General features: G+C 63.3%; 15 protein-coding genes. 7 read left to right on the forward strand and 8 right to left on the reverse strand.

Translation table 11 applies throughout. From position 1 onward, the window contains the following. Nucleotides 1-2: 2 nt before the first annotated feature. Complete coding sequence (locus BcanWU425_RS13620) at nucleotides 3-1,061, reverse strand: glycosyltransferase family 2 protein (RefSeq protein WP_204511815.1); 1,059 nt, start codon at nucleotides 1,059-1,061, stop codon at nucleotides 3-5. Nucleotides 1,062-1,321: 260 nt separating this feature from the next. On the opposite strand from BcanWU425_RS13620, the gene BcanWU425_RS13625 reads away from it, so the two are divergent. From BcanWU425_RS13625 to BcanWU425_RS13640, 4 genes are read left to right on the forward strand one after another with little or no spacing between them, the layout of a single operon-like run. Next, nucleotides 1,322-2,587 carry a class I SAM-dependent methyltransferase gene (locus BcanWU425_RS13625; protein WP_204511814.1) on the forward strand — a complete coding sequence of 422 codons (1,266 nt, stop codon included), beginning with the start codon at nucleotides 1,322-1,324 and terminating at the stop codon, nucleotides 2,585-2,587. 55 nt (nucleotides 2,588-2,642) lie between these two features. Then, nucleotides 2,643-3,416: a glucose-1-phosphate cytidylyltransferase gene (gene rfbF / locus BcanWU425_RS13630; protein WP_204511813.1), complete on the forward strand. Its 774-nt coding sequence runs from the start codon at nucleotides 2,643-2,645 to the stop codon at nucleotides 3,414-3,416. Continuing rightward, nucleotides 3,398-4,495, forward strand: a complete 1,098-nt coding sequence (rfbG, locus tag BcanWU425_RS13635; RefSeq protein ID WP_231190550.1) for a CDP-glucose 4,6-dehydratase — start codon at nucleotides 3,398-3,400, stop codon at nucleotides 4,493-4,495. Before rfbF ends, rfbG begins: the two co-directional genes overlap by 19 nt. Before the next feature lie 48 nt (nucleotides 4,496-4,543). Next, nucleotides 4,544-5,776 carry a Gfo/Idh/MocA family oxidoreductase gene (locus BcanWU425_RS13640; protein WP_204511812.1) on the forward strand — a complete coding sequence of 411 codons (1,233 nt, stop codon included), beginning with the start codon at nucleotides 4,544-4,546 and terminating at the stop codon, nucleotides 5,774-5,776. Nucleotides 5,777-5,896: 120 nt separating this feature from the next. Here the strand turns inward: BcanWU425_RS13640 and BcanWU425_RS13645 are convergent, their stop codons facing one another. Beyond that, a complete protein-coding gene (locus tag BcanWU425_RS13645) occupies nucleotides 5,897-7,120 on the reverse strand; it encodes a phenylacetate--CoA ligase family protein (RefSeq protein ID WP_204511811.1) in 1,224 nt (407 codons plus the stop codon). Between the two features lie 86 nt (nucleotides 7,121-7,206). On the opposite strand from BcanWU425_RS13645, the gene BcanWU425_RS13650 reads away from it, so the two are divergent. Next, on the forward strand, nucleotides 7,207-8,361 hold the full coding sequence (locus BcanWU425_RS13650) for an AGE family epimerase/isomerase (RefSeq protein WP_204511810.1): 1,155 nt from the start codon (nucleotides 7,207-7,209) through the stop codon (nucleotides 8,359-8,361). Here the strand turns inward: BcanWU425_RS13650 and BcanWU425_RS13655 are convergent. The 6 genes from BcanWU425_RS13655 to BcanWU425_RS13680 all read right to left on the reverse strand — a co-directional run bounded on the left by BcanWU425_RS13655 (nucleotide 8,358) and on the right by BcanWU425_RS13680 (nucleotide 15,611). Then, nucleotides 8,358-9,200, reverse strand: a complete 843-nt coding sequence (locus tag BcanWU425_RS13655; RefSeq protein WP_085360006.1) for an ABC transporter ATP-binding protein — start codon at nucleotides 9,198-9,200, stop codon at nucleotides 8,358-8,360. The genes BcanWU425_RS13650 and BcanWU425_RS13655 overlap by 4 nt on opposite strands. Before the next feature lie 141 nt (nucleotides 9,201-9,341). Next, a complete protein-coding gene (locus BcanWU425_RS13660; RefSeq protein WP_204511809.1) occupies nucleotides 9,342-10,625 on the reverse strand; it encodes an ABC transporter substrate-binding protein in 1,284 nt (427 codons plus the stop codon). 45 nt (nucleotides 10,626-10,670) lie between these two features. Further along, complete coding sequence (locus tag BcanWU425_RS13665) at nucleotides 10,671-11,744, reverse strand: branched-chain amino acid ABC transporter permease (RefSeq protein WP_204511808.1); 1,074 nt, start codon at nucleotides 11,742-11,744, stop codon at nucleotides 10,671-10,673. Between the two features lie 3 nt (nucleotides 11,745-11,747). Further along, nucleotides 11,748-12,641 carry a branched-chain amino acid ABC transporter permease gene (locus tag BcanWU425_RS13670; protein ID WP_204511807.1) on the reverse strand — a complete coding sequence of 298 codons (894 nt, stop codon included), beginning with the start codon at nucleotides 12,639-12,641 and terminating at the stop codon, nucleotides 11,748-11,750. A 220-nt stretch (nucleotides 12,642-12,861) separates the two neighbouring features. Further along, nucleotides 12,862-14,793 carry a long-chain fatty acid--CoA ligase gene (locus BcanWU425_RS13675; protein ID WP_204511806.1) on the reverse strand — a complete coding sequence of 644 codons (1,932 nt, stop codon included), beginning with the start codon at nucleotides 14,791-14,793 and terminating at the stop codon, nucleotides 12,862-12,864. Continuing rightward, complete coding sequence (locus tag BcanWU425_RS13680) at nucleotides 14,790-15,611, reverse strand: ABC transporter ATP-binding protein (protein WP_007601963.1); 822 nt, start codon at nucleotides 15,609-15,611, stop codon at nucleotides 14,790-14,792. The genes BcanWU425_RS13675 and BcanWU425_RS13680 overlap by 4 nt, the downstream gene beginning before the upstream one ends. A gap of 333 nt (nucleotides 15,612-15,944) precedes the next feature. Here BcanWU425_RS13680 and BcanWU425_RS13685 point away from each other — a divergent pair, with 333 nt between their 5' ends. Both BcanWU425_RS13685 and BcanWU425_RS13690 read left to right on the forward strand, forming a co-directional pair. Next, on the forward strand, nucleotides 15,945-16,622 hold the full coding sequence (locus BcanWU425_RS13685) for a Crp/Fnr family transcriptional regulator (RefSeq protein WP_026233339.1): 678 nt from the start codon (nucleotides 15,945-15,947) through the stop codon (nucleotides 16,620-16,622). Between the two features lie 142 nt (nucleotides 16,623-16,764). Further along, entirely contained in the window at nucleotides 16,765-20,088 is a 3,324-nt protein-coding gene (locus BcanWU425_RS13690; RefSeq protein ID WP_204513970.1) for an adenylate/guanylate cyclase domain-containing protein, read from the forward strand. The last annotated feature ends 19 nt before the right edge of the window (nucleotides 20,089-20,107 follow it).

Here is a 20,107-nt window from a genome sequence, read left to right on the forward strand (position 1 = left end):
GATCACTGCTCCGTCCCGGTTCGGCGGGAGATATCGGCCGGTGCTCTTCGGACGCCCGCCGCCGCCGGCGCTTGTAGTGCAAGGCGTTCCAGGGACCCCTCCGGCAGATTGACGCTGAACTCGATGACCGTGGTCGGTCGAGAGCGTACCTGATTGTAGATCCGTCCCACATACTCGCCGATGATACCAAGAAAGATGGCGTTGAGACTGATCCCGAACAGCAGCAGCACCGTTGTCGTGGCAAAGCCCGCCGGCCAGTTGATGCCGAAGAATAGCCGCGAGAAGATGTAGAAAAAACTCGCGAGGCATGTCAGTACCGAAATTCCCAGCCCAATGAAGGCGGCGAGGCGAAGCGGAAAGATCGAGTGCGTGATCAACCCGTCCACCGCCAGCGATATCAGCTTTCCGAGCGGAAATTTGCTGACGCCGGCTTGCCGCGCATGTCGGTCGTAGGCCACTCCGATCTGCTTGGTCGCGAGCAGCGACGTTAGACCGCGGGTATAAGGCGCGACGTCGTTGATCAGATGAAGCTGATCCAGCACGCTTCGGTCGATCAGCCTGAAATCGCCGCTGTCGAGCATCAGATTATCGTCGGACAGGCGCTTGAGCAGCCGGTAGTAGACCCGTCGCGCCCACTGCAACAACTTGCTTTCCTGCCGGAAGCGCCTGATACCCACGACCACGTCGTGACCCTGCTCCCACAGCTCCAGAAATTTGGGGAATACTGTCGGTGGATCCTGGAGGTCGCAGTCGACCTGGATGGCAGCGTCTCCGGAGGCCAGACGATAGGCCGTGAGCACGGACCTCTGGAATCCAAAGTTTCGGGCAAATCGCACCGCGCGAACGCGCGGATCGGCTGCCGCCAGTTCGGTGATAATAGCACTCGACTTGTCGGTGCTGTGGTTGTCCGTGAAGATGATTTCGAACGTATAGCGATCGTTTATTTGTTCGAAGACCTGGCGAACGGCGTCGTAGGCCCTGCGGATGTTGTCTTCCTCATTGAAGACAGGAATCAAAATGGAAATGAGCTTGCGTTCCGTGTCGGCGGGCTTTCCGCGCATTTCGTTTGTTGTCCTGTCCGTGTAATCGCTATTCGTCGAGGGTTGCTGTCAGCTGAAAAATGCTAGTACCAGATGCGGCGCATCGCGCAAAGCCACCCGGGCTTTCGCGGGCAAATTACGTAGTATTTCGAAGGGCATATGCTTGATTAATGGGGGGCTTTCCAGTAAGCCTCGCCCGGCGCGCTAGATGTCGCGCCGCCGCTTGGGTGGATCGCCTCCCGGAAATGTGCAGTATTTCGTTGTCGCAATTAAGGTTCCGAATGCCCAACGCCTCATATCATGACATCCCAACCGGGAAGCTGACGCGCTGTCAGGTCTGCGGCTCCGAGCGGCTCGAGCTTGTCATCGACCTTGGACATCAGCCGCTCTGTGACTCGCTGCCGTCGAAGGCGCAGCTCGACGGTCCCGAAACGAGCTACCCGCTTCGTCAGGTGTGGTGCCGCGATTGCTCGCTGTCACAGATCGACTACGTCGTTCCGCCGGAAGTCGTATTCCACCCCGAATATCCGTACCGCTCTGGCATCACCAAGGAGCTCGCGGTCTATCAGGACGCGTTCGTGCAGGATGCGGTCGCAGATCTCTGCCTTAAGTCGGACGAACTCGTTGTCGACATCGGGTCCAACGACGGAACACTGCTCTCAGGATTCAAGCGACGCGGCATGCGCGTTCTCGGCATCGAGCCGACCAACATCGGACGCATCGCGCAGGAACAGGGCATCGACACGCTGCAGGCGTTCTTCGACGAGGAAACTGCCCGCAAGGTCGTGGAGACGCACGGCCATGCCAAGGTCGCCACCGCCACCAATGTCTTCGCGCATGTGGCCCAACTCGGCGGCTTCATCCGCGGCCTGGAGCGCCTGCTTGCGCCTGACGGCGTCTTCATCCTCGAAAACCATTATCTGCTCGACGTCATCGAGGGCGGGCAGTTCGATACAATTTACCACGAGCACCTTCGCACCTACTCGCTGAAGTCGATCGTCAAGCTGTTCGAGTTCTTCGATTTCACCTGTGTCGACGCGCAGCGCGTCAGCCGTTACGGCGGCAATATCCGCGTGTACGTGGCGAAGGGCAGGGGGCGTCCGGTCAAGCCTGCGCTCGCGCGACTTCTGAAGGCCGAGGATGATTTCGGCCTCTCGAACCCCGAATGCTACGCGGCTTTCCGTGCACGCGCGGAAAAGGTCAAGCGGGACCTCCTCGAGCTCGCCCTCGACTGCAACAAGAAGGGCCTGAGCTTCGTCGGCAATTCGTGCCCTGGCCGTTGCAGCACGCTGCTGAACTATGTCGGCATCGATCGCACGCTGATGCCGTATATCTGCGAGCAACCCACCTCGCTCAAGCTCGGCCTGCATTTGCCCGGAAAGCAGATTCCGATCGTCGACAACGAGCGCCTGATCCGCGAACAGCCGGACTACGTGGTACTGCTCGCCTGGCACTATGGTCAGCCGATTGCCGAACAATTGCGGGCAAGAGGACTGAAGTCGAAACTGGTCATGCCGTTGCCCGAAGTCCGCATACTTCCGGATTGAGCATGAGCCGGACGTCAAGCCGGCGCGCCGGGCCGCCCTCGGTAGGAATGGTCTCATGAAAGCGATGATTCTGGCGGGAGGCCTCGGCAGTCGCCTCAGCGAGGAAACCTCCGTCCGACCGAAACCGATGGTCGAGATCGGCGGTCATCCGATCCTCTGGCACATCATGAAGATCTACTCGTCGTTCGGCATCAACGACTTCGTGATATGCCTGGGGTACAAGGGCTACCTGATCAAGGAATATTTCTCACACTACCTGCTGCATACGTCCGACGTCACGATCGATCTCAAGAACAACCAGATCGACTTTCACGCCAGCCGGTCGGAGCCGTGGCGCGTGACGCTGGTCGACACCGGCGCCGAGACCGAGACGGGCGGCCGTATCAAGAGGGCGCTCCCCTTTGTGCAAGACGACGATGCGTTTTGCCTGACCTATGGCGATGGCGTCGCCGATATCGACATCGCGAAGCTGATCTCGTTTCATCGTTCGCACGGCAAGCTTGCGACCGTTACCGGCGTGCGTCCACCAGGCAGGTTCGGCAGTCTCGAACTCCAGGACAGCGTCGTGAAGGGTTTCAACGAAAAACCCCTCGGCGACGGCGGATGGATCAATGGTGGGTTCTTCGTGCTCAATCCTCGCATCGCCCAGCTGATTGCCGGTGACTCCACGACCTGGGAGCGGCAGCCGCTCGAGCAACTGGCCCAAAGCGGCGAACTGCGTGTGTTTCGCCACGAAGGGTTCTGGCGGTCGATGGATACTCTGCGAGAACGCAATTTGCTCGAGGCGCTCTGGAAGGAGAATAACCCGCCGTGGCGTATGTGGACGTAAACCCGGAGTTCTGGCGTGGCCGGCGCGTTCTGGTGACAGGACACACCGGTTTCAAGGGCGCCTGGCTCAGCCTGTGGCTATCCGCCATGAACGCCCGCGTTTTCGGTTTCTCGCTAGCGCCACCGACGACGCCGTCCTTGTTCGACCGGGCAGAGGTCGCGGCCGTCGTGGATGACACGCGCGGCGACATCAGGGATATCGGGGCATTGTCGCATGCGTTGGCGACCAGCAGGCCTGAAGTGGTGTTTCACCTCGCCGCGCAATCCGTCCTGCGCGAATCCTATGTCGATCCGATCGGCACTGTTTCGACCAACGTGATGGGTACGGTGAACCTGCTCGAGGCGGTGCGTCAGTTCAATCTCAAGGCAAAGGCGGAGGGGACGGGTGACGGCGTCCGCTCGTTCGTCATCGTCACCAGCGACAAGTGCTATGAAAATCGCGAGTGGGTGTGGGGTTATCGCGAGAACGAGGCGATGGGAGGCCACGATCCCTATAGCACGAGCAAGGGATGCGCCGAGCTGCTGCTGACGTCGTATAATCGCAGCTTCGCGGAGCCGCCGGCGGCTTCGGGACGTGCAGGTAATGTTATCGGCGGTGGCGATTGGGCGAAGGATCGCATCGTGCCGGACGCGATCCGCGCCTTTGCGATGCAACGCGCACTGGAGGTGCGGCGCCCGCGAGCCATTCGCCCGTGGCAGCACGTGCTTGAGCCGCTTGCCGGATACCTGCTCCTGGCCGAGGCTTCGTCCAGGCAAGGCGCCGCCATGGCCGAAGGCTGGAACTTCGGCCCAGGGCCGGAAAGCGAGCAGCCGGTGGCGCGCCTCGCCGACACGCTGGCGGCGATTTGGGGCAATGGTGCGCAATGGCAGCATGTGGGCAGCGACGACTTGCACGAGGCGACCTTCCTGAAGCTGGATTCCTCGAAGGCGCGAACACTGCTTGGCTGGCGGCCCCGGCTCGGATTTGACGACGCATTGAAAATGACAGTCGACTGGTACAAGGCCGATTTGGAGCGGTCGGCCTCCTCAATGCGTGATTTCACGCTCGGTCAGATCCGAGACTATTGCGACGCGACCTGACCGGACGTTTCCGACAGCTCACTCAGTGCGGAGATGAGGAAAGTTTCGATGAGCGGGCTCACGGTGGCTTTGGTCGGTGGCGGACGATGGGGGCGTACGCACGCTTCCATCTTGGCACAGCTTTCCGATCGTATCGGTTGTGTGCTGTGGGTGTCGCGCCACAATGGCGAAGCCCTCAATGCGTTTCTCTCCGATCGTACAGGAGCGCCTCCTCGGTTCACGCCGCTCGCGAGCCTTGACGCTGCGCTGGCTCTGCGTCCCGATGCCGCCATCGTCGCGACACCTGCCGCCGATCACGCCGGGACTGCCGAGAGCCTGCTGCGCAGGGACGTGCCGACCCTGGTCGAGAAGCCGCTTGCGCTGAGCGTCGACAGTGCAAATCGTCTGGTCGATCTGGCGGCTGGGCGCAACATCCCGCTCCTTGTCGGCCTGCATCTGCTCAGTGCGCCGTTCTTGCGTTATTTCCTGCGTTTGTGCGCGGGCCGTGCGGTCGCTGCCATCGAATTGGAGTGGCTGGATGCTGAGCAGGAGATCCGGCACGGCATGGCCAAATTGTCCAACGTCACGACGCATAAGGTCGACGAGATCATTCCTCATCTTTGGTCGATGCTGCATCTGATCGACGACAGCGCCGAGCCGCAATTGCGCGAGGTGAGGCCGTTGCCGCAAGGTGCGGTCGAGGTGGAGCTGGGCTTGGGGCAGTCGCTTGCCGTGCTTCGGTTCGGACGGAGGGCTGTCGCGCGCAAGCGATTGATTCGCCTCGAATTGCGCGATGGCGGCAGGGCCGAGCTTGATTTCACCATCGAGCCCGGCCGGATCTTCATCGATGGCGTCGAGTTGCCAGGCTTGGAAGTCGGCGGCAAGCTCGGGCCGCTTGCGACAGAGCTGGCTGGCTTTTTGGACCTCGTCCGCGCGGGTCGGGACTTCTCGTCATCGCCCCAGCTGGCGTCCCGTTGCATCGGTGCCGTCGAGCTGGCCGAAGCGGTGCGGATCCGCTTGATTGCAGAGGAGGCGAAGGCAGTGTCAGCCCGTCTCGCACGCGGGGACACGATGGAGGATCCCGATGTCTCGGCCTGGGTCATCGATAATGTTGCCCCGCTCCTGGATATTCAGGAACCGCGTACCAGCGACCTGAGACGGGAGCTTGTAGACGTTATCGTCGATGCGCTCGAAGCCGCTGACCCGACGGCTCACGTCCACGACGACAGGCTGCGCGCCGTGATCGCAACGATACAGCAATCAGACTTCTTCGCGCATCTGACGCTGAGCCGGCTGGCTTGAGCGACATGGCTTGCAATAGGCTAAGGCAGCTGCGGTTTTTTGATTGAAGTGCGAACGCCCAGTCACGAAATGTCGCGGATAGGCTTTGGGCACCAACGCCATCTTCGCCTGATTTCATCGTCATCGCTCGTCCGCGATCACCTTGCCGTCGTTCGGCAGCGCGCCGGGCCTCACCAGTTCAACCTCGCCTCCGAGTTTCGTCACGGCGCGCAAGGTGCCTGCAATCTCGTTCCGCAACGCATCGTTCGTGGCCGCCGTCTCCGCTTTCAGCGTCATTGCATCGGCCTCGCCTTGGCGCGTGACGACGAGGCGTAATCTTCCGAGCGCGGAATGGCGCTTGCCGATCTCGGCGACCTGCTCGGGGCGGACGAACATGCCCTTGACCTTGGTGGTCTGGTCGGCGCGGCCCATCCAGCCCTTGATGCGCATGTTGGTGCGCCCGCAGGGGCTGGTCCCCGGCAGTGCCGCGGTGAGGTCGCCGAGAGCGAGCCGGATCCAGGGATGGTGCGGGTCGAATGAGGTCACGACGATCTCGCCGACGTCACCGGGCGCCACGGGATCGCCGGTACCGGGCTTGACGATCTCCATGATGAGATCCTCGTTCACGACCATACCGTCGCGCGCGCTGGTCTCGAAGGCGATAATGCCGAGATCGGCGGTGCCGAAGGCCTGGTAGACGTCGATGCCGCGCGCCTTGATCTCGGCCTGGAGCGAGGGCGGGAAGGCTGCGCCCGAGACCAGCGCGCGCTTGATCGAGGAGACGTCGCGGCCCGAGCTTGCGGCAGCATCAAGCAAGATCTTCAGGAAGTCCGGCGTGCCGCTGTAGCCGACGGGACGGTAGGCCTCGATCAGCTCGAATTGCTGCTCGGTATTCCCTGGACCAGCCGGGATCACGGCGCAACCGAGCGCGCGGGCCGACGCATCGAAGATGAAGCCGCCGGGGGTGAGATGGTAGCTGAAGGTGTTGAGCACGATGTCATCGGGCCGGAACCCGGCCGCGAACAGCGCCCGTGCGCCGCGCCAGGGGTCAGCCTGCAGCCCCTCCGGCTCGAAAATCGGCCCGGGGGAGGTGAAGAGGCGGGCGAACGAGCCGGGCGCCGCCGCGACGAACCCTCCAAAAGGCGTGGAGGCCTTGTGCAGGGCCGGTAGTTCCGACTTGCGCAGCACCGGCAGGCCCGCCAGGGCCGCCCTGGAGGTCACGGCGGCCGGATCGACGCCTTTCAGCCGATCGGCATAGGCGGGCGCGGTCATCCCAGAGCGCAGCACGCCTGGCAGGCGGGAGAACAGATCGGCCTCGCGCGCGGCTTGTTCGCGCGTCTCGAGGGCGTCGTAATGGGCGGTCATGGCTCATCTTTCCGGGTTGGCATCCGTTGCGCGCCGCCGCCGTCATGGGTATCAGACGGCCATGGGCGAGGTTTGAAGAGGACGCGATGGCGGACGAGGGAATCAGTGCGGCGGACGAGGCGGCGGACGTCGTCGCGCGCCTGAAGCGCCGCATGATCGACGAGGCGCTGCCGCTGTGGTCGACGGTCGGCTGGGACCATGGCGCGGGTGGTTTCATCGATCGGCTGCACCGCGACGGCACGGCGGACAGCGCCGCGCCGCGCCGGGTGTTCGTGCAGGCCCGCCAGATCTGGTGCTACGCCAAGGCTGCGCAGATGGGCTGGTACCCTGAGGGGCGCGCCATCGCACTGAAGGGGCTCGAGCATCTGCTCGCCAAAGCAAAGGCGCCCGACGGCCGGCCCGGCTACGTGCACCGGCTGACGCCGGAGGGCGCGGTGCTGGACGGCCGGCGCGACGCCTACGACCACGCCTTCATCCTGTTTGCGCTCGCGGCCGTCTATGCGCTCGACCAGGACGCGCAAATTCGCGCCGAGATCGACGCACTGCTCGCCTTCCTCGACGGCCATCTGCGCTCGCCGCACGGCGGCGTCCACGAAGGCCTTCCGGTCTCGCTGCCGCGCCGGCAGAACCCGCACATGCATCTGTTCGAGGCGATGATCGCGTGCTTCGACGCGACCCACGATTTGTCGTTCCAGAACCGTGCCGGCGAGTTCTTCGCGCTGTTCCTCGCCAATCTCTACGACAAGCGGACGCGCGCGCTCGGCGAATATTTCGAAGAGGACTGGTCGAAGATCGCGCCAGTCAGCGTCGAGCCCGGCCACCAGGCGGAATGGGTCTGGTTGCTGAAGGGGTTCGAACGCATCACGGGCTGCCCGACCGGACAGCGGCGCGCCGAGCTGCTGGAAACCGCGTTGCGCTATCGCGACGAGTCCACCGGCTGCCTGATCGACGAGGGTGACGACGCCGGCAACATTCGCCGCACTACGCGCCGGCTGTGGCCACAGACCGAGATTGCGAAGGCGTGGATCGCGCAGGCCGAATCCGGCGAGGCGGGCGCGGCGGAGGAGGCGCGCATGGCGCTGGCGCGGCTCGAACGCCATTATCTCAGCCATCCCGTGCGGGGCGGCTGGTATGACCAGTTCGAGCGCGACGGCAAATCGCTGATCGACACCATTCCTGCGTCGTCGTTCTATCATGTTCTCTGCGCAGTTACGGAAGCGGAACAGGTATTGGAAGGTTAGAGCCAGCGCTTGCGCCGCTTGAAGCTCTTGAGGTTCTTGAAGCTCTTGCGCTGGTCGCCAGCGCCGCCGAGATAGAATTCCTTGACGTCCTCGTTGTCGCGCAATTCGTCCGCGGTGCCGTCGAGCACGACCTTGCCCTGCTCCATGATGTAGCCGTGGCTTGCCACCGACAGCGCAGCGCGGGCGTTCTGCTCGACCAGGAGAATGGTGACGCCGAGGTCACGATTGATCTTGTGGATGATCGAGAACACCTCTTTCACCAGCAGCGGCGACAGACCCATCGAGGGTTCGTCCATCAGGATCATCTTCGGGCGCGCCATCAGCGCGCGGCCGATCGCGAGCATCTGCTGCTCGCCGCCGGAAAGATAACCAGCCAGTCCGGTGCGCTCCTTCAGGCGCGGGAAATAGTTGAAGACCATGTCGAGATCGGCGCCAACCTCGCGGTCCCTGCGGGTGAAGGCGCCGAGCTTGAGATTTTCCAGCGAGGTCATGTCGGCGACGATGCGCCTGCCCTCCATCACCTGGAAGATGCCGCGGCGAACGATCTTATCGGGATCGATGCCGTTGATGCGCTCGCCCTCGAACAGGATCTCGCCGCGCGTGACTTCGCCGTCCTCGGTCTTGAGCAGCCCGGAGATCGCCTTCAGCGTCGTCGACTTGCCGGCGCCGTTGGCGCCGAGCAGCGCCACGATCGCGCCCTTGGGCACGTCGAGGCTGAGACCGCGCAGCACCAGGATGACATCGTCATAGACGACCTCGATGTTGCGCACGGCGAGGAGAGGCGGCGCGGGTACAGCGCCTGGGGAGGGACGAGCAGCTGCTTCATGAATTTCGGTCATGTCTCATACTCCGCTGTCGTCGCCCGGCTTGACCGGGCGACCCAGTATTCCAGAGACGCCTGACACTTACGGAGAGGCCGCGGCGTACTGGATCCCCGCCTTCGCGGGGGATGACATTTGTGTGTGAGGTAAGCGCTAAGCTCACCAGCCCAGCAATTCCGGCTTGCGCGGCAGCTCGACCGTCTTGACCTTCTCGAGTTTGATCGCGCCCTTGGCCATGAGGTCGTTGAGGTCGCCGTCGGTCGCGCCCGCAATCTTGGTGCGGTAGAGGTCGACCTTCAGCGTGCCGCGGTGGTCCTTGTCGGTCCAGGTCGAGGGATTGCAGACGCCTTCCATGCCGGCCGGCACCCAGTCCTTCTTCTGGTAGAAGCCCTTGGCGACGTTCTCGCCGGTGGCGCCGCCGTTCTTGGCGGCCCAATCGATCGCCTCCTTCATGTAGAGCGCCGAGCACACCGCCGCGATGTAGTGCACGGGCCGATAGACCTTGCCGGTCGGGTCGGACATCTTCGAGATCTCCATGACCATCTTCATGCCGGACGCATCGCCGCCCCAGCTCACAGCGGTGCGCAGCGGAAAGATCACGCCGTCGGCGGCATCGCCGGCGGTCTTGGCGGCGTTCTCGTCCATGCCCCAGACATTGCCCATGAACTGGATGTCGACTCCGGCGGTCTTGCAGGCCTTCATCACCGAGATGTTGGACGCGGCGGTGTTGCCGAGATAGGCGTAGTTGGCGCCCGAGGATTTCAGGCTCAGGCACTGCGCGCTGTAGTCACCCGGCGCGAGCGCGAACACCAGCGGCGGTAGCACCTCGAAACCGAGTTCCTGCGCCATGGCTTCGCCGGCGGCCTTCGGTGCGTTCGGATAGGGGTGGTTGGCGCCCATGTGGACGAATTTCGGTTTGCCGGACTTGCCCTTGGCCTTCCAGTCCTCGGCGGCCCACATCAGCATGGCGCGGAGCGAGTCCGAATAGCTCGGGCCGTAGAAGAAGTTGTACGGCGCGGGCTTGGCCTTGCCGCTGATACCTTCGGGGTCGGTGAGCGCGGCGGCATATGAGCCGGACATGTCGGGGATCTTGTCCTGGGCGAGGAAGCCGGTCAGCGCCTCGGTGTCTGCCGTGCCCCAGCCCATGATGGCCGCGACCTTGGAGTCGGGCGCCGACCACTTCTTGTAGAGCGCGATCGCGCGCGGCACCTGGTAGCCGTAATCGTTGGTGTCGACATTGAGCTGCTTGCCGCCGACGCCGCCGTTCTTGTTGACCCAGGCGAAGGTGTCGGCGACGGCCTGGCCATAGGGTGTGCCGACGTCGGAGGTGCCGCCGGAATAATCGGCGAGGTGCCCGATCGCGATCTGCGCCTGCGCGCTTGCCGAGAATGCGGCGATCGCCAGCGCCAGCGACGCGGTGCTCAAAAGGGATTTTGTCTTCATGGGTTGCCTCCTCCTGTTTATTTGTTGGTTAGCGAGTGCCCGCGCTCAATGCGAGAACGGGTAGAGTTTCCAGTACGCCTTGATCTGTCGCCAGCGATGGGCGAGCCCGTCCGGCTCGAACATCAGGAACGCGATGATGATCACCCCGATTGCGATCTCGCGCAGGAAGGTGATGTTGTTGTTGAGCGACAGCGCCTTGTCGATCGCGCCGCCCTTCAGCGCGACGCTGAGGAACTCCATCGTCTCGGGCAGCAGCACCACGAACGCGGTGCCCATCAGCGTGCCCATGATAGAACCGGTGCCGCCGATGATGATCATGGCGAGGAACAGGATCGAACGTTCGATGCCGAAACCCTCTTGCGATACCACGAGCTGGTAGTGCGCATAGAGCGCGCCGGCGATGCCGGCGAAGAACGCGGCAAGGCCGAACGACAGCGTGCGATACTTTGTGAGATTGATGCCCATGATCTCCGCGGAGAGATAATGGTCGCGGATTGCCACCAGCGCACGGCCATCGCGGGTACGCATCAGGTTGGTGACGAGGATGTAGCTCGCCAGCACATAGGCCAGCACAACGTAGAAATACTGCCTGTCGCCGCGCAGCGTGTATCCGAAGATCGAGAACGGACTTGCGCTCGCCGGCACCGAGCCGCCGGTGAACCACTCGGCGCGGGAGAAGAAGTCGAGCAGGATGTATTGCGCGGCCAGTGTCGCGATCACTAGGTAGAGCCCCTTCAGGCGCGCCGCCGGGATGCCGAAGATCAGCCCGATCAGCGCCGTGATCATGCCGGCAAGCGGGATCGCGAAGAAGACCGGGATCGGCGTGTTGTTGGAGATGTAGGCCGAGGTGAAAGCGCCGAGCAGGAAGAAGGCGGCATGGCCGATCGAGATCTGGCCGGTGAAGCCGACCAGGATGTTCAGCCCCAGTGCCGCGATCGAGAAGATGCCGATCTGGATCAGGATACTGAGCCAGTAACCGCTGAAGAACTGGGGCGCGAAGCACAGCAGCAGCACGCCGACGATCGCAAAATTGCGGCTGGTCGTGGTCGGAAAGATCGTGGTGTCGGCCGCATAGGAGGTGCGGAAGTCACCAGCAGGGATGAGGACAGGGCCGGCCATGGATCAGATCCGCTCGATGTCGTGGGTGCCGAACAGGCCGTAGGGCTTGATCATCAGCACGATGATGAGGACGTAGAACGGCGCGATCTCGTAGAGATTGCCCCAGTGAAGGTATTCGCTGTCGACATATTGCGCGATGTTCTCGAGCAGGCCGATGATGATGCCGCCGAGCACGGCGCCGCCGACGGAATCGAGTCCGCCGAGGATCGCCGCCGGAAACACCTTAATGCCGTAGCCGGCCAACCCGGACGAGACGCCGTTCACCACGGCAACAACGACGCCCGCGACCGCGGAAACCGTCGCTGAGATCGCCCACGCCATCGCGAACACGCTTTTCACGGAGATGCCGAGCGACTGTGCCACCTGCTGGTTGAACGCGGTGGCGCGCATCGCAAGTCCGTACTTCGAGGCGCGGAAGAACCAGGCCATGCCGATCATCATCGCGACCGAGACGACGAGGCTCATGACATAGACGGTTTGGATCTGGAGCCCGAGCAGGCTGACGGACTGGCTCTCGAACACACGCGGGAACGGCTGTGGATTGACACCGAATATCCATTTCAGCGTCGCCTGCAGCACGGTGGAGAGGCCGATCGTCACCATGATGACCGAGATGATGGGTTCGCCGATCATCGGTCGCAGGATCAGGACCTGCACCGCGATGCCGAACACGAACATGAACACCAGCGTCATCGGCATGCCGATCCAGAACGGCACCTGGTATTTCGCGAGCAAGGTCCAGCACACCCAGGCGCCGACAAGCAAGAGCTCGCCCTGCGCGAAATTGACCACCTGGCTAGCCTTGTAGATCAGCACAAAGGACATCGCGACCACGCCATAGAGCGTGCCGACCACGAGGCCGTTGACCAGGAGCTGGATGAGGAAGGCGGTGTTCATGAAGTGGTGCTCGCTGACAAATCCGGCGCGATCTTCCCCTCTCCCCTTGTGGGAGAGGGTGGCTTGGCGAAGCAAAGACCGGTGAGGGGTTGTCTCAGCAGTAAGGGCGGGGAGAGAGGACCCCTCACCCGAGTGGGGTCTTGGCTAATAGCGGAGATGCCCTCTCCCGCAAGGGGAGAGGGCGCATCGACCCGCATCGCGCTCTCGGTTCGAAGTAGACTCACTCCGCGGCCTCCGCCATGTGCCCGGGTCCGCCCAGGTCCACGACCCTCAGCGTTGTACGTACGCGCTGCGTGCTGCCGTCCTGGAAGCGGATCACGGTGTCCACGGGGATGTCGGCCTGGCCGCGGTAGATCGCGTCGATGATGCCTTCGTACTTTTCGTTGATGACGCTGCGGCGCACTTTCCGCGTGCGGGTGAGTTCGCCGTCGTCGGCGTCAAGCTCCTTGTAGAGCAGCAGGAAACGGGAGATGCGCTGTGCCGGCGGCAGAGTCGCGTTGACGGTCTCGACTTCCTTCTTGAGTAGCGCATAAACCTCGGGCCGCGAGGCCAGGTCGCTGTAGGTCGTAAACGAGAGCCGGTTCTTCTCCGCCCATTTCGAGATGATGGAGTAGCGGATGCAGATCATTGCGGCGAGCGCGTCGCGGCCCGAGCCCAGCACCACGGCTTCGGCGATATAGGGGGAGAACTTCAGCTTGTTCTCGATGAATTGCGGCGAGAAGCGCTCGCCGCGCGAGGTCTCGGCGAGATCCTTGATGCGGTCGATGACCACGAGCTGACGGTTCGCGTTGAAATAGCCGGCGTCACCGGACAGCATCCAGCCGTCCTTGATGTCGGCTACGCTCGCCTCCGGGTTCTTGTAGTAGCCGAGGAACATGTTGGGATGCCGCACCACGATCTCGCCGACGCCGTGGACGTCGGCATTGTCGATGCGGATCTCGACGCTGTCGGCCATCGGCACGCCCGTCGTGTCGGGATCGACCTTGCCCGCGGGATGCAGCGTGTAGGCCCCCAGCAGCTCGGTCTGGCCATAGAGCGTGCGCAGCGGCACGCCCATGGCCTGGAAGAACTTGAAGGTCTCGGGCCCGAGTGCCGCGCCGCCGGTTGCGGCTGAACGCAGGCGGGTGAAGCCGAGGCGGTCGCGCAATGCACGGAACAGGATCGCGTCGGCAAAGCCGGAACGCTCGCCCTGTTCGAGCGCGGCAAGCCCGCTCTTCATGCCGATGTCGAACAGGCGCTGCTTGAACGGCGTTGCGTCCATCACCCTGGCGCGGACATCGGCGGCGATCGATTCCCAAACGCGCGGTGCAAACAGGATAAACGTCGGCGCGATCTCGCGCAGATCGTTCATCATGGTCTCGGGCTCTTCGACGAAGTTGATCTTCATCCGGCACAAGAGGCCTTTGCCGAGTACATAGACCTGTTCCATGATCCAAGGCAGCGGCAGCACCGACACGTATTCGTCGTCCGGCCCTTTCGGGTCGAAAGCGAGATACGTGGCGCAATGGCCGAGCACGCGGCCGGCGGCGAGCATCGCGAGCTTTGGATGCGAGGTGGTGCCCGATGTCGTGCAGAGGATCGCGACGTCCTCGCCCTTGGTCGCGTCCACCAGCCGATCGTAAAGATCCGGTTCGCGCGTAGCCCGCGCCCGGCCGAGTTCGGCAAACGTCTCCGCCGACATCAAGCGCGGATCATCGTATTTCCGCATGCCGCGCGGATCGGAATAGATGATGTGCTTCAGCTTTGGGACGCGGTCGGCGAGGGTGAGCAGCTTGTCGACCTGCTCCTCGTCCTCGGCGAAAACGAGCTGCGCCTCGCCATAATTGAGGAGATACGAAGCTTCTTCGTCGAGCACGTCGCGGTAGAGCCCGAGGCTCAAGCCTCCAACCGCATGAGTGGCGATTTCCGCCGCGACCCAGTCCGGCCGGTTGTCGCCGATGATGCCGATGACATCCTGGCGTCCAAGGCCCAGTTCGACGAGGCCGAGCGCGAAGTCGCGCACCCGCGTCTGGTAGTCGTTCCAGGTGAACGGGCGCCATAGCCCAAGATCCTTCTCGCGCAGCGCAATTTCGTTGCCGTACTCCTTCGCATTGAGCCGGAGCATCTTCGGATAGGTGTCGGCCTGCGCAACGCGGCCTGCGTAATCCATCATGCCGCGCTCTCCTGCGCCGGCGGCGCATCGTCAGGATCGACCAGCACCTCATCCTCTTCGCCGAGATAGGCGCGCCTGACGTGGGGATCAGCGAGCACGGCGGCCGGATCGCCCTCGGCGATCTTGCGGCCGAAATCCAGCACCATGACGCGGTGGGAGATGTCCATCACCACGCCCATGTCGTGCTCGATCATCACCACGGTCATGCCGAACTCCTCGTTGAGATCGACGATGTACCGGGCCATGTCCTCCTTCTCCTCGAAGTTCATGCCGGCCATCGGCTCGTCGAGGAGAATGAGGCGCGGCTCCAGCGCCATGGCGCGGGCGAGCTCGACGCGCTTGCGCAAGCCGTAGGAGAGAGTGCCGGCCGGCGCCTTTCGCACCGACTGGAGATCGAGGAAATCGATGATTTCTTCCACCTTGCGGCGGTGCTCGAGCTCTTCCTTGCGCGCGCCGGTGAGCCAGTACAGCGAGCCCGTGAGAAAATTGTTCTTCAGGAGGTGATGGCGTCCGACCATGATGTTGTCGAGCACGCTCATGTGGTGGAACAGCGCCAGGTTCTGGAAGGTGCGGCCGATGCCGAGCGACGCGCGCGCGTTGGGCGTCAGGCCGGTGATGTCGCGGCCCTGGTAGAACAGCTGGCCTTCGGTCGGCTTGTAGCGGCCGGAAATACAGTTCACGATCGAGGTCTTGCCGGCGCCGTTGGGGCCGATGATCGAGAACAGCTCGCCTTCCCTGATGGCGAAGCCGACATCGGTCAGCGCACGAACGCCGCCGAATCGCAAGGACACGCCGCGCACTTCAAGACTGGTAGCCACCAAACAGATCCCTCCCGGTGATGGCGCTTTCAGTGGCGCTCTTCGTCCGTTCTATCGGGCAATCCTAGTACGACCGTGCCGGTGAGGCCATGCAGCAGATGGTCTCGACCGGAGCCGCGCCGCTCTCGTTCCCGTTTGGGATCAAAAGCCGCATCGCCCGAGGTGGTCCTCAATAGGGGAAAGCGTTATTTTAAAATGTCTCCCGCCTGACAATTCTGCGACAAAGTTTTTTGGATGGGGGGATCATCCATCTTTCGTTGGATGGTGTTCGAAACGGTCATGCTGCGTTGCAGCAGAACAGGAGTGACGAACGGTGCGGCTGGCTTCGGGATCATGATTTCAGAGGATCAACTGAAGCGCGTCGCTGCCTGGTCGCGCGAGCTCACGCAAGCGGAGATCGAGGTCGCTCGTACGGGGATCACGGAGCGGTCCTACGGCACTGGCGAGACCGTCTTCATGCGCGGCGATACGTTCGACTATTGGGCCGGCATGGTCTTCGGCCTTGCCCGGATGGGTGGGGTCTCGCGCGACGGCAAGGAGACGAGTCTTGCCGGGCTGACGGCAGGGGCCTGGTTCGGCGAGGGCAGCGTGCTCAAGAACGAGCCGCGCCGCTATGACGTGGTCGCGCTGCGCAACAGCCGCGTCGCGCTGATGGAACGCAGCGCCTTCATGTGGCTGTTCGAGAACAGCGTCGGCTTCAACCGCTTCCTGGTACGCCAGCTCAACGAGCGGCTCGGCCAGTTCATCGGCATGCTCGAGGTCAACCGCACGTTGGATGCCACTGCGCGGCTTGCCCGCAGCATTGCTTCGCTGTTCAATCCGATCCTCTATCCGGAATCCACCGCGCATCTGGAGATCACCCAGGAAGAGATCGGCGCGCTTTCCGGCATGTCCCGCCAGAATGCCAACCGCGCGCTGAACCGGCTGGAGAAAGAGGGCTTGCTCCGGTTGGAGTATGGTGGCGTGACTATTCTGGATATCGAACGGCTAAGGGGGTACGGGGAGGAGTGAAGCAGCGTTCGCGGCCGCAACTGCGAGCGCCGCAACCCACCGCTTGCTCTTCCGGCACGACGAGCCCATCCTTGCCGAGATCCTGGGCCATCTGACCGGGTCCAGCAGGCTGCGCCATCGCGGCGCCCGCGGGGTCTCGACCATGAACTGCTCCTGTTGCGGTTCCGAGGTTCAGAGCGGCTTTGTCTTCTGCCCGAAATGCGGCACGAAGCAGCCGAACGCCTGCCCCGGCTGCGGCTATGCGTGCGCACCGGATTTCGCGTACTGCCCGAAATGCGGCGCCCTCGTCAGTGAAGCCTCCAAGTCAGGCGGGCTGGCATCAATGCGGGCCAGCCGCGTGACAGTCCCGACCAGTGCGTCCTCGCCACCGCTGGCGCCGACCGCCGAAGCCCAATACGGGTTTCGATCGCAGCCGGACAAGATCGACAGCGAAGCCAACCGCCGCACCATTACCGTGCTGTTTGCCGACCTTAGCGGCTTCACCATGATGAGCGAGCGACTCGATCCTGAAGTCATGCAGGCGCTTCAGAACGAATTGTTCGAGGAGCTAACGGCGGCGGTGCAAAGCTTTGGCGGCTTCGTGGACAAATTCATCGGCGACGCGCTGCTTGCGCTATTCGGAGCGCCGGCCGCGCACGAAGACGACCCCGAGCGGGCCGTCCGCGCCGCGCTCGACATGATCGGCCGAACGGCGCAACTCAGCGAACGTGCAAAGGCGTATGCCGGGTCACCGCTCCTGCTTCATGTCGGCATCAACACCGGGCACGTGGTTGCTGGCGGACTGGGTGTTGGAGTTGCCAAATCCTACTCGGTCACGGGCGATACGGTGAATACGGCTCAACGATTGCAGTCGATGGCTTCCACGGGCGAGGTGCTGGTCGGGCCGCTGACCTACCGTCTTACGCGGCATGCATTCTCATATGAATCGCTTGGCGAGGTCTCGCTGAAGGGCAAGATGGGCAGCGTCCTGGTCCATCGCTTGAACGGACCGCTCGACACGCCCCGTGCGGCACGCGGCCTCGATACGCTGGGCCTGAGTGCGCCGGTGATTGGGCGCGACGCCGAGCTCGCCCGTCTAGTCGACAATCTTGATCTCGCGTGTGGCGGCGCGGCGCAGCTGGTGCGGCTGGTCGGTGAAGCCGGCATCGGCAAAACGCGTCTGGTGGACGAATTCGTTGCCCACGCCCGCGATGAGGACCGTTTCGCCGGCGTGGCGATCCGGCGCGCTGTCTGCTCGCCGCTGGGCGAACAGTCCTATGGCACCCTTGCCGCTGTGCTGCGCAGCGCCTACGGCATCGCGCAGAAGACGACCGTGGCGGAGGCCCAGGCCAAGCTGGCGACGGCACTGTCGGAGCTCGGCCTTGCGGTCGAAGAGGCCGATCGCCTGATGCCCCTTTATTTCCACGTTCTCGGCCTCGGCGATCCGGACGCCGCGCTGCAGCACGTCGAGCCCGAGCAGCTTCGGCGGCAGATATTCTTTGCGATTCGTACCGTGTTCGAACGGCGCCTGGTCCTGTCGCCGCTCCTGATCATTGTCGAGGATCTGCACTGGGCCGATGCCGTATCGCTTGAAGCGCTGCGGTTCCTGATGGACCGGCTGGAGCGTACGCGGCTGATGCTGTTGTTTACGCATCGGCCTATGCTGGAACTGGATCAGTTCGGCTCGGGGCGGATCAGCCATACAACCCTTCGATTGCTTCCGCTTGGTGATGCAGACGGACAAAAGCTGCTCGCGGCCTACTTCAGCCACGGTTGGAGTGAACCGCCGGGAAGTCTGTTCAGTCGAATCCTGGAGCGCGCGGGCGGCAATCCACTCTTCTTTGAGGAAATCATCCGCGGTCTCATCGAAGCTGGCGCCTTGGAGCGTGACGGCTCACAGTGGCGGATCAAGTCAGATGAAGCCGCCGCCGATATACCGGCAAGCATTCAGGCCCTGTTACTGGCGCGCCTGGACCGGCTGCCGCATGAGGTGCGCCGCTTGGCCCAGGAGGCCGCGGTGATCGGCCCACGTTTCGATGCGGCTCTTCTCGGTGCGATGGCATCGCAGCGGACGAAGGTGGAAGCGGGGCTCGAACTTCTGTGCGATGCCGAGATTGTCGAGGAGGTCGCGGGCGCGAACTCGATCTCGCTGCGATCTTATCGCTTTACGCAAACCATGCTTCAGGACGTGATCTATCAAAACCTGCTCTTGCAGCGTCGGATCGAGCTCCATGGACGGATTGGTGCCGCGCTGGAGCGGCTCTATGGCAATGAGCCCGAGCGCCTCGAGGACCTCATACTGCTCGGACATCATTTCAGTCTGAGCGCGAGCAAGCCGAAAGGTGCGCGCTATCTGCGCGCGGCCGGCGATCGCGCCCGCGCGACCTACGCCAATGACGATGCCATCCGCTTCTACCAACAGGCTCTCGCCGTGTTGTTGGCCGGCGGGGAATGGGAGCCCGAACGCCTGATCCTCTGCGAGCGGATCGCGGAGCTGTGTGCCGCGGCCGGCCGGAGGATCACGGCTGAGGAGCACTACCAGAGTGCGCTGGAAGGTCATCGCAATGCGGAGGACCGCATCGGCGAAGCGCGAATTCTCCGCAAGCTTGGCCGATTGTTGTGGGACGCCGGCAAGCGGATCAAGGCAGAGGCGCATTATGCCGAGGCGGCCGAACGGCTAGGAGGGACCGACGCGCCCATCGAGTGGGCGCACCTCCTGCAAGAGCGCGGCCGTCTTTCGTTTCGCACGGGCGATCACGTGGCCGCCGCGAGATGGGCGGACGAGGCGCTTGGCTACGCCCGAAGCGTACCGGCGGACGCCGACAGGCAAGTCGGATTCGAGGCGGCGCGCGCCATTGCAGAGTCGCTCAACACCAAGGGGGTGGCACTGGCGCGGCTTGGCCGACACCAGGAGGCGGTGCGTGAGGTGGAGCAAAGTGTCGCAGCAGCCGAGGCCGCCGGGCTCCTCAACGTGGCCTGCCGCGGCTACACCAATCTCGGTGTGCTCTACACGATTGTCGACCCGGCGAAAGCCGTGGAGGTTTGCCGGCGCGGACTCGATGTCGCGTGTCGGATCGGCGATCTCGGGTTCCAGGCGCGCCTTCTTGCCAATTTTGCTGTTGCCTGTTGCACCTTCACGGACAAATGTACTGAGGAGGGGGTGCCGGCCGCCGAAAAGGCGATCGAAATCGACCGCGCGCTTGATCAGCGCGAGCATCTCTCCGTGCCGTTGATCGTGCTCGGGCAAATCCATCAATGCCATTTCCGGCCCGATCTGGCTGCTCGTTGCTACAATGAGGCAATCGAGGTGGCGAGCGAAACCGGCGAGCCGCAGCAGCTGTTTCCATGCTATGATGGTCTTGCGACGCTGAACCTTGATCGAGGCGACATGCCCGAGGCCGAGCGATATTTCGCGCTGGCACAGGACGTCTGCACGCGGCACGGGCTTGATCCCGCAGGGCTGATCGTACTGCCGTTTCTTGACTAGATCATGTGAAGGAGTGCCA

Source organism: Bradyrhizobium sp. WU425 (assembly GCF_021052305.1).
Lineage (GTDB): Bacteria > Pseudomonadota > Alphaproteobacteria > Rhizobiales > Xanthobacteraceae > Bradyrhizobium > Bradyrhizobium canariense_D.

Excerpts from the sequence above, each read along its gene's own strand:
- BcanWU425_RS13675 (WP_204511806.1), bottom strand. The coding sequence starts at position 14,793 with ATGATGGATTACGCAGGCCGCGTTGCGCAGGCCGACACCTATCCGAAG.
- BcanWU425_RS13625 (WP_204511814.1), top strand. The coding sequence starts at position 1,322 with ATGCCCAACGCCTCATATCATGACATCCCAACCGGGAAGCTGACGCGC.
- BcanWU425_RS13690 (WP_204513970.1), top strand. The coding sequence starts at position 16,765 with ATGAACTGCTCCTGTTGCGGTTCCGAGGTTCAGAGCGGCTTTGTCTTC.
- rfbF (WP_204511813.1), top strand. The coding sequence starts at position 2,643 with ATGAAAGCGATGATTCTGGCGGGAGGCCTCGGCAGTCGCCTCAGCGAG.
- BcanWU425_RS13650 (WP_204511810.1), top strand. The coding sequence starts at position 7,207 with ATGGCGGACGAGGGAATCAGTGCGGCGGACGAGGCGGCGGACGTCGTC.
- BcanWU425_RS13660 (WP_204511809.1), bottom strand. The coding sequence starts at position 10,625 with ATGAAGACAAAATCCCTTTTGAGCACCGCGTCGCTGGCGCTGGCGATC.
- BcanWU425_RS13685 (WP_026233339.1), top strand. The coding sequence starts at position 15,945 with ATGATTTCAGAGGATCAACTGAAGCGCGTCGCTGCCTGGTCGCGCGAG.
- BcanWU425_RS13620 (WP_204511815.1), bottom strand. The coding sequence starts at position 1,061 with ATGCGCGGAAAGCCCGCCGACACGGAACGCAAGCTCATTTCCATTTTG.
- BcanWU425_RS13640 (WP_204511812.1), top strand. The coding sequence starts at position 4,544 with ATGAGCGGGCTCACGGTGGCTTTGGTCGGTGGCGGACGATGGGGGCGT.
- BcanWU425_RS13645 (WP_204511811.1), bottom strand. The coding sequence starts at position 7,120 with ATGACCGCCCATTACGACGCCCTCGAGACGCGCGAACAAGCCGCGCGC.
- BcanWU425_RS13670 (WP_204511807.1), bottom strand. The coding sequence starts at position 12,641 with ATGAACACCGCCTTCCTCATCCAGCTCCTGGTCAACGGCCTCGTGGTC.
- BcanWU425_RS13665 (WP_204511808.1), bottom strand. The coding sequence starts at position 11,744 with ATGGCCGGCCCTGTCCTCATCCCTGCTGGTGACTTCCGCACCTCCTAT.
- BcanWU425_RS13655 (WP_085360006.1), bottom strand. The coding sequence starts at position 9,200 with ATGACCGAAATTCATGAAGCAGCTGCTCGTCCCTCCCCAGGCGCTGTA.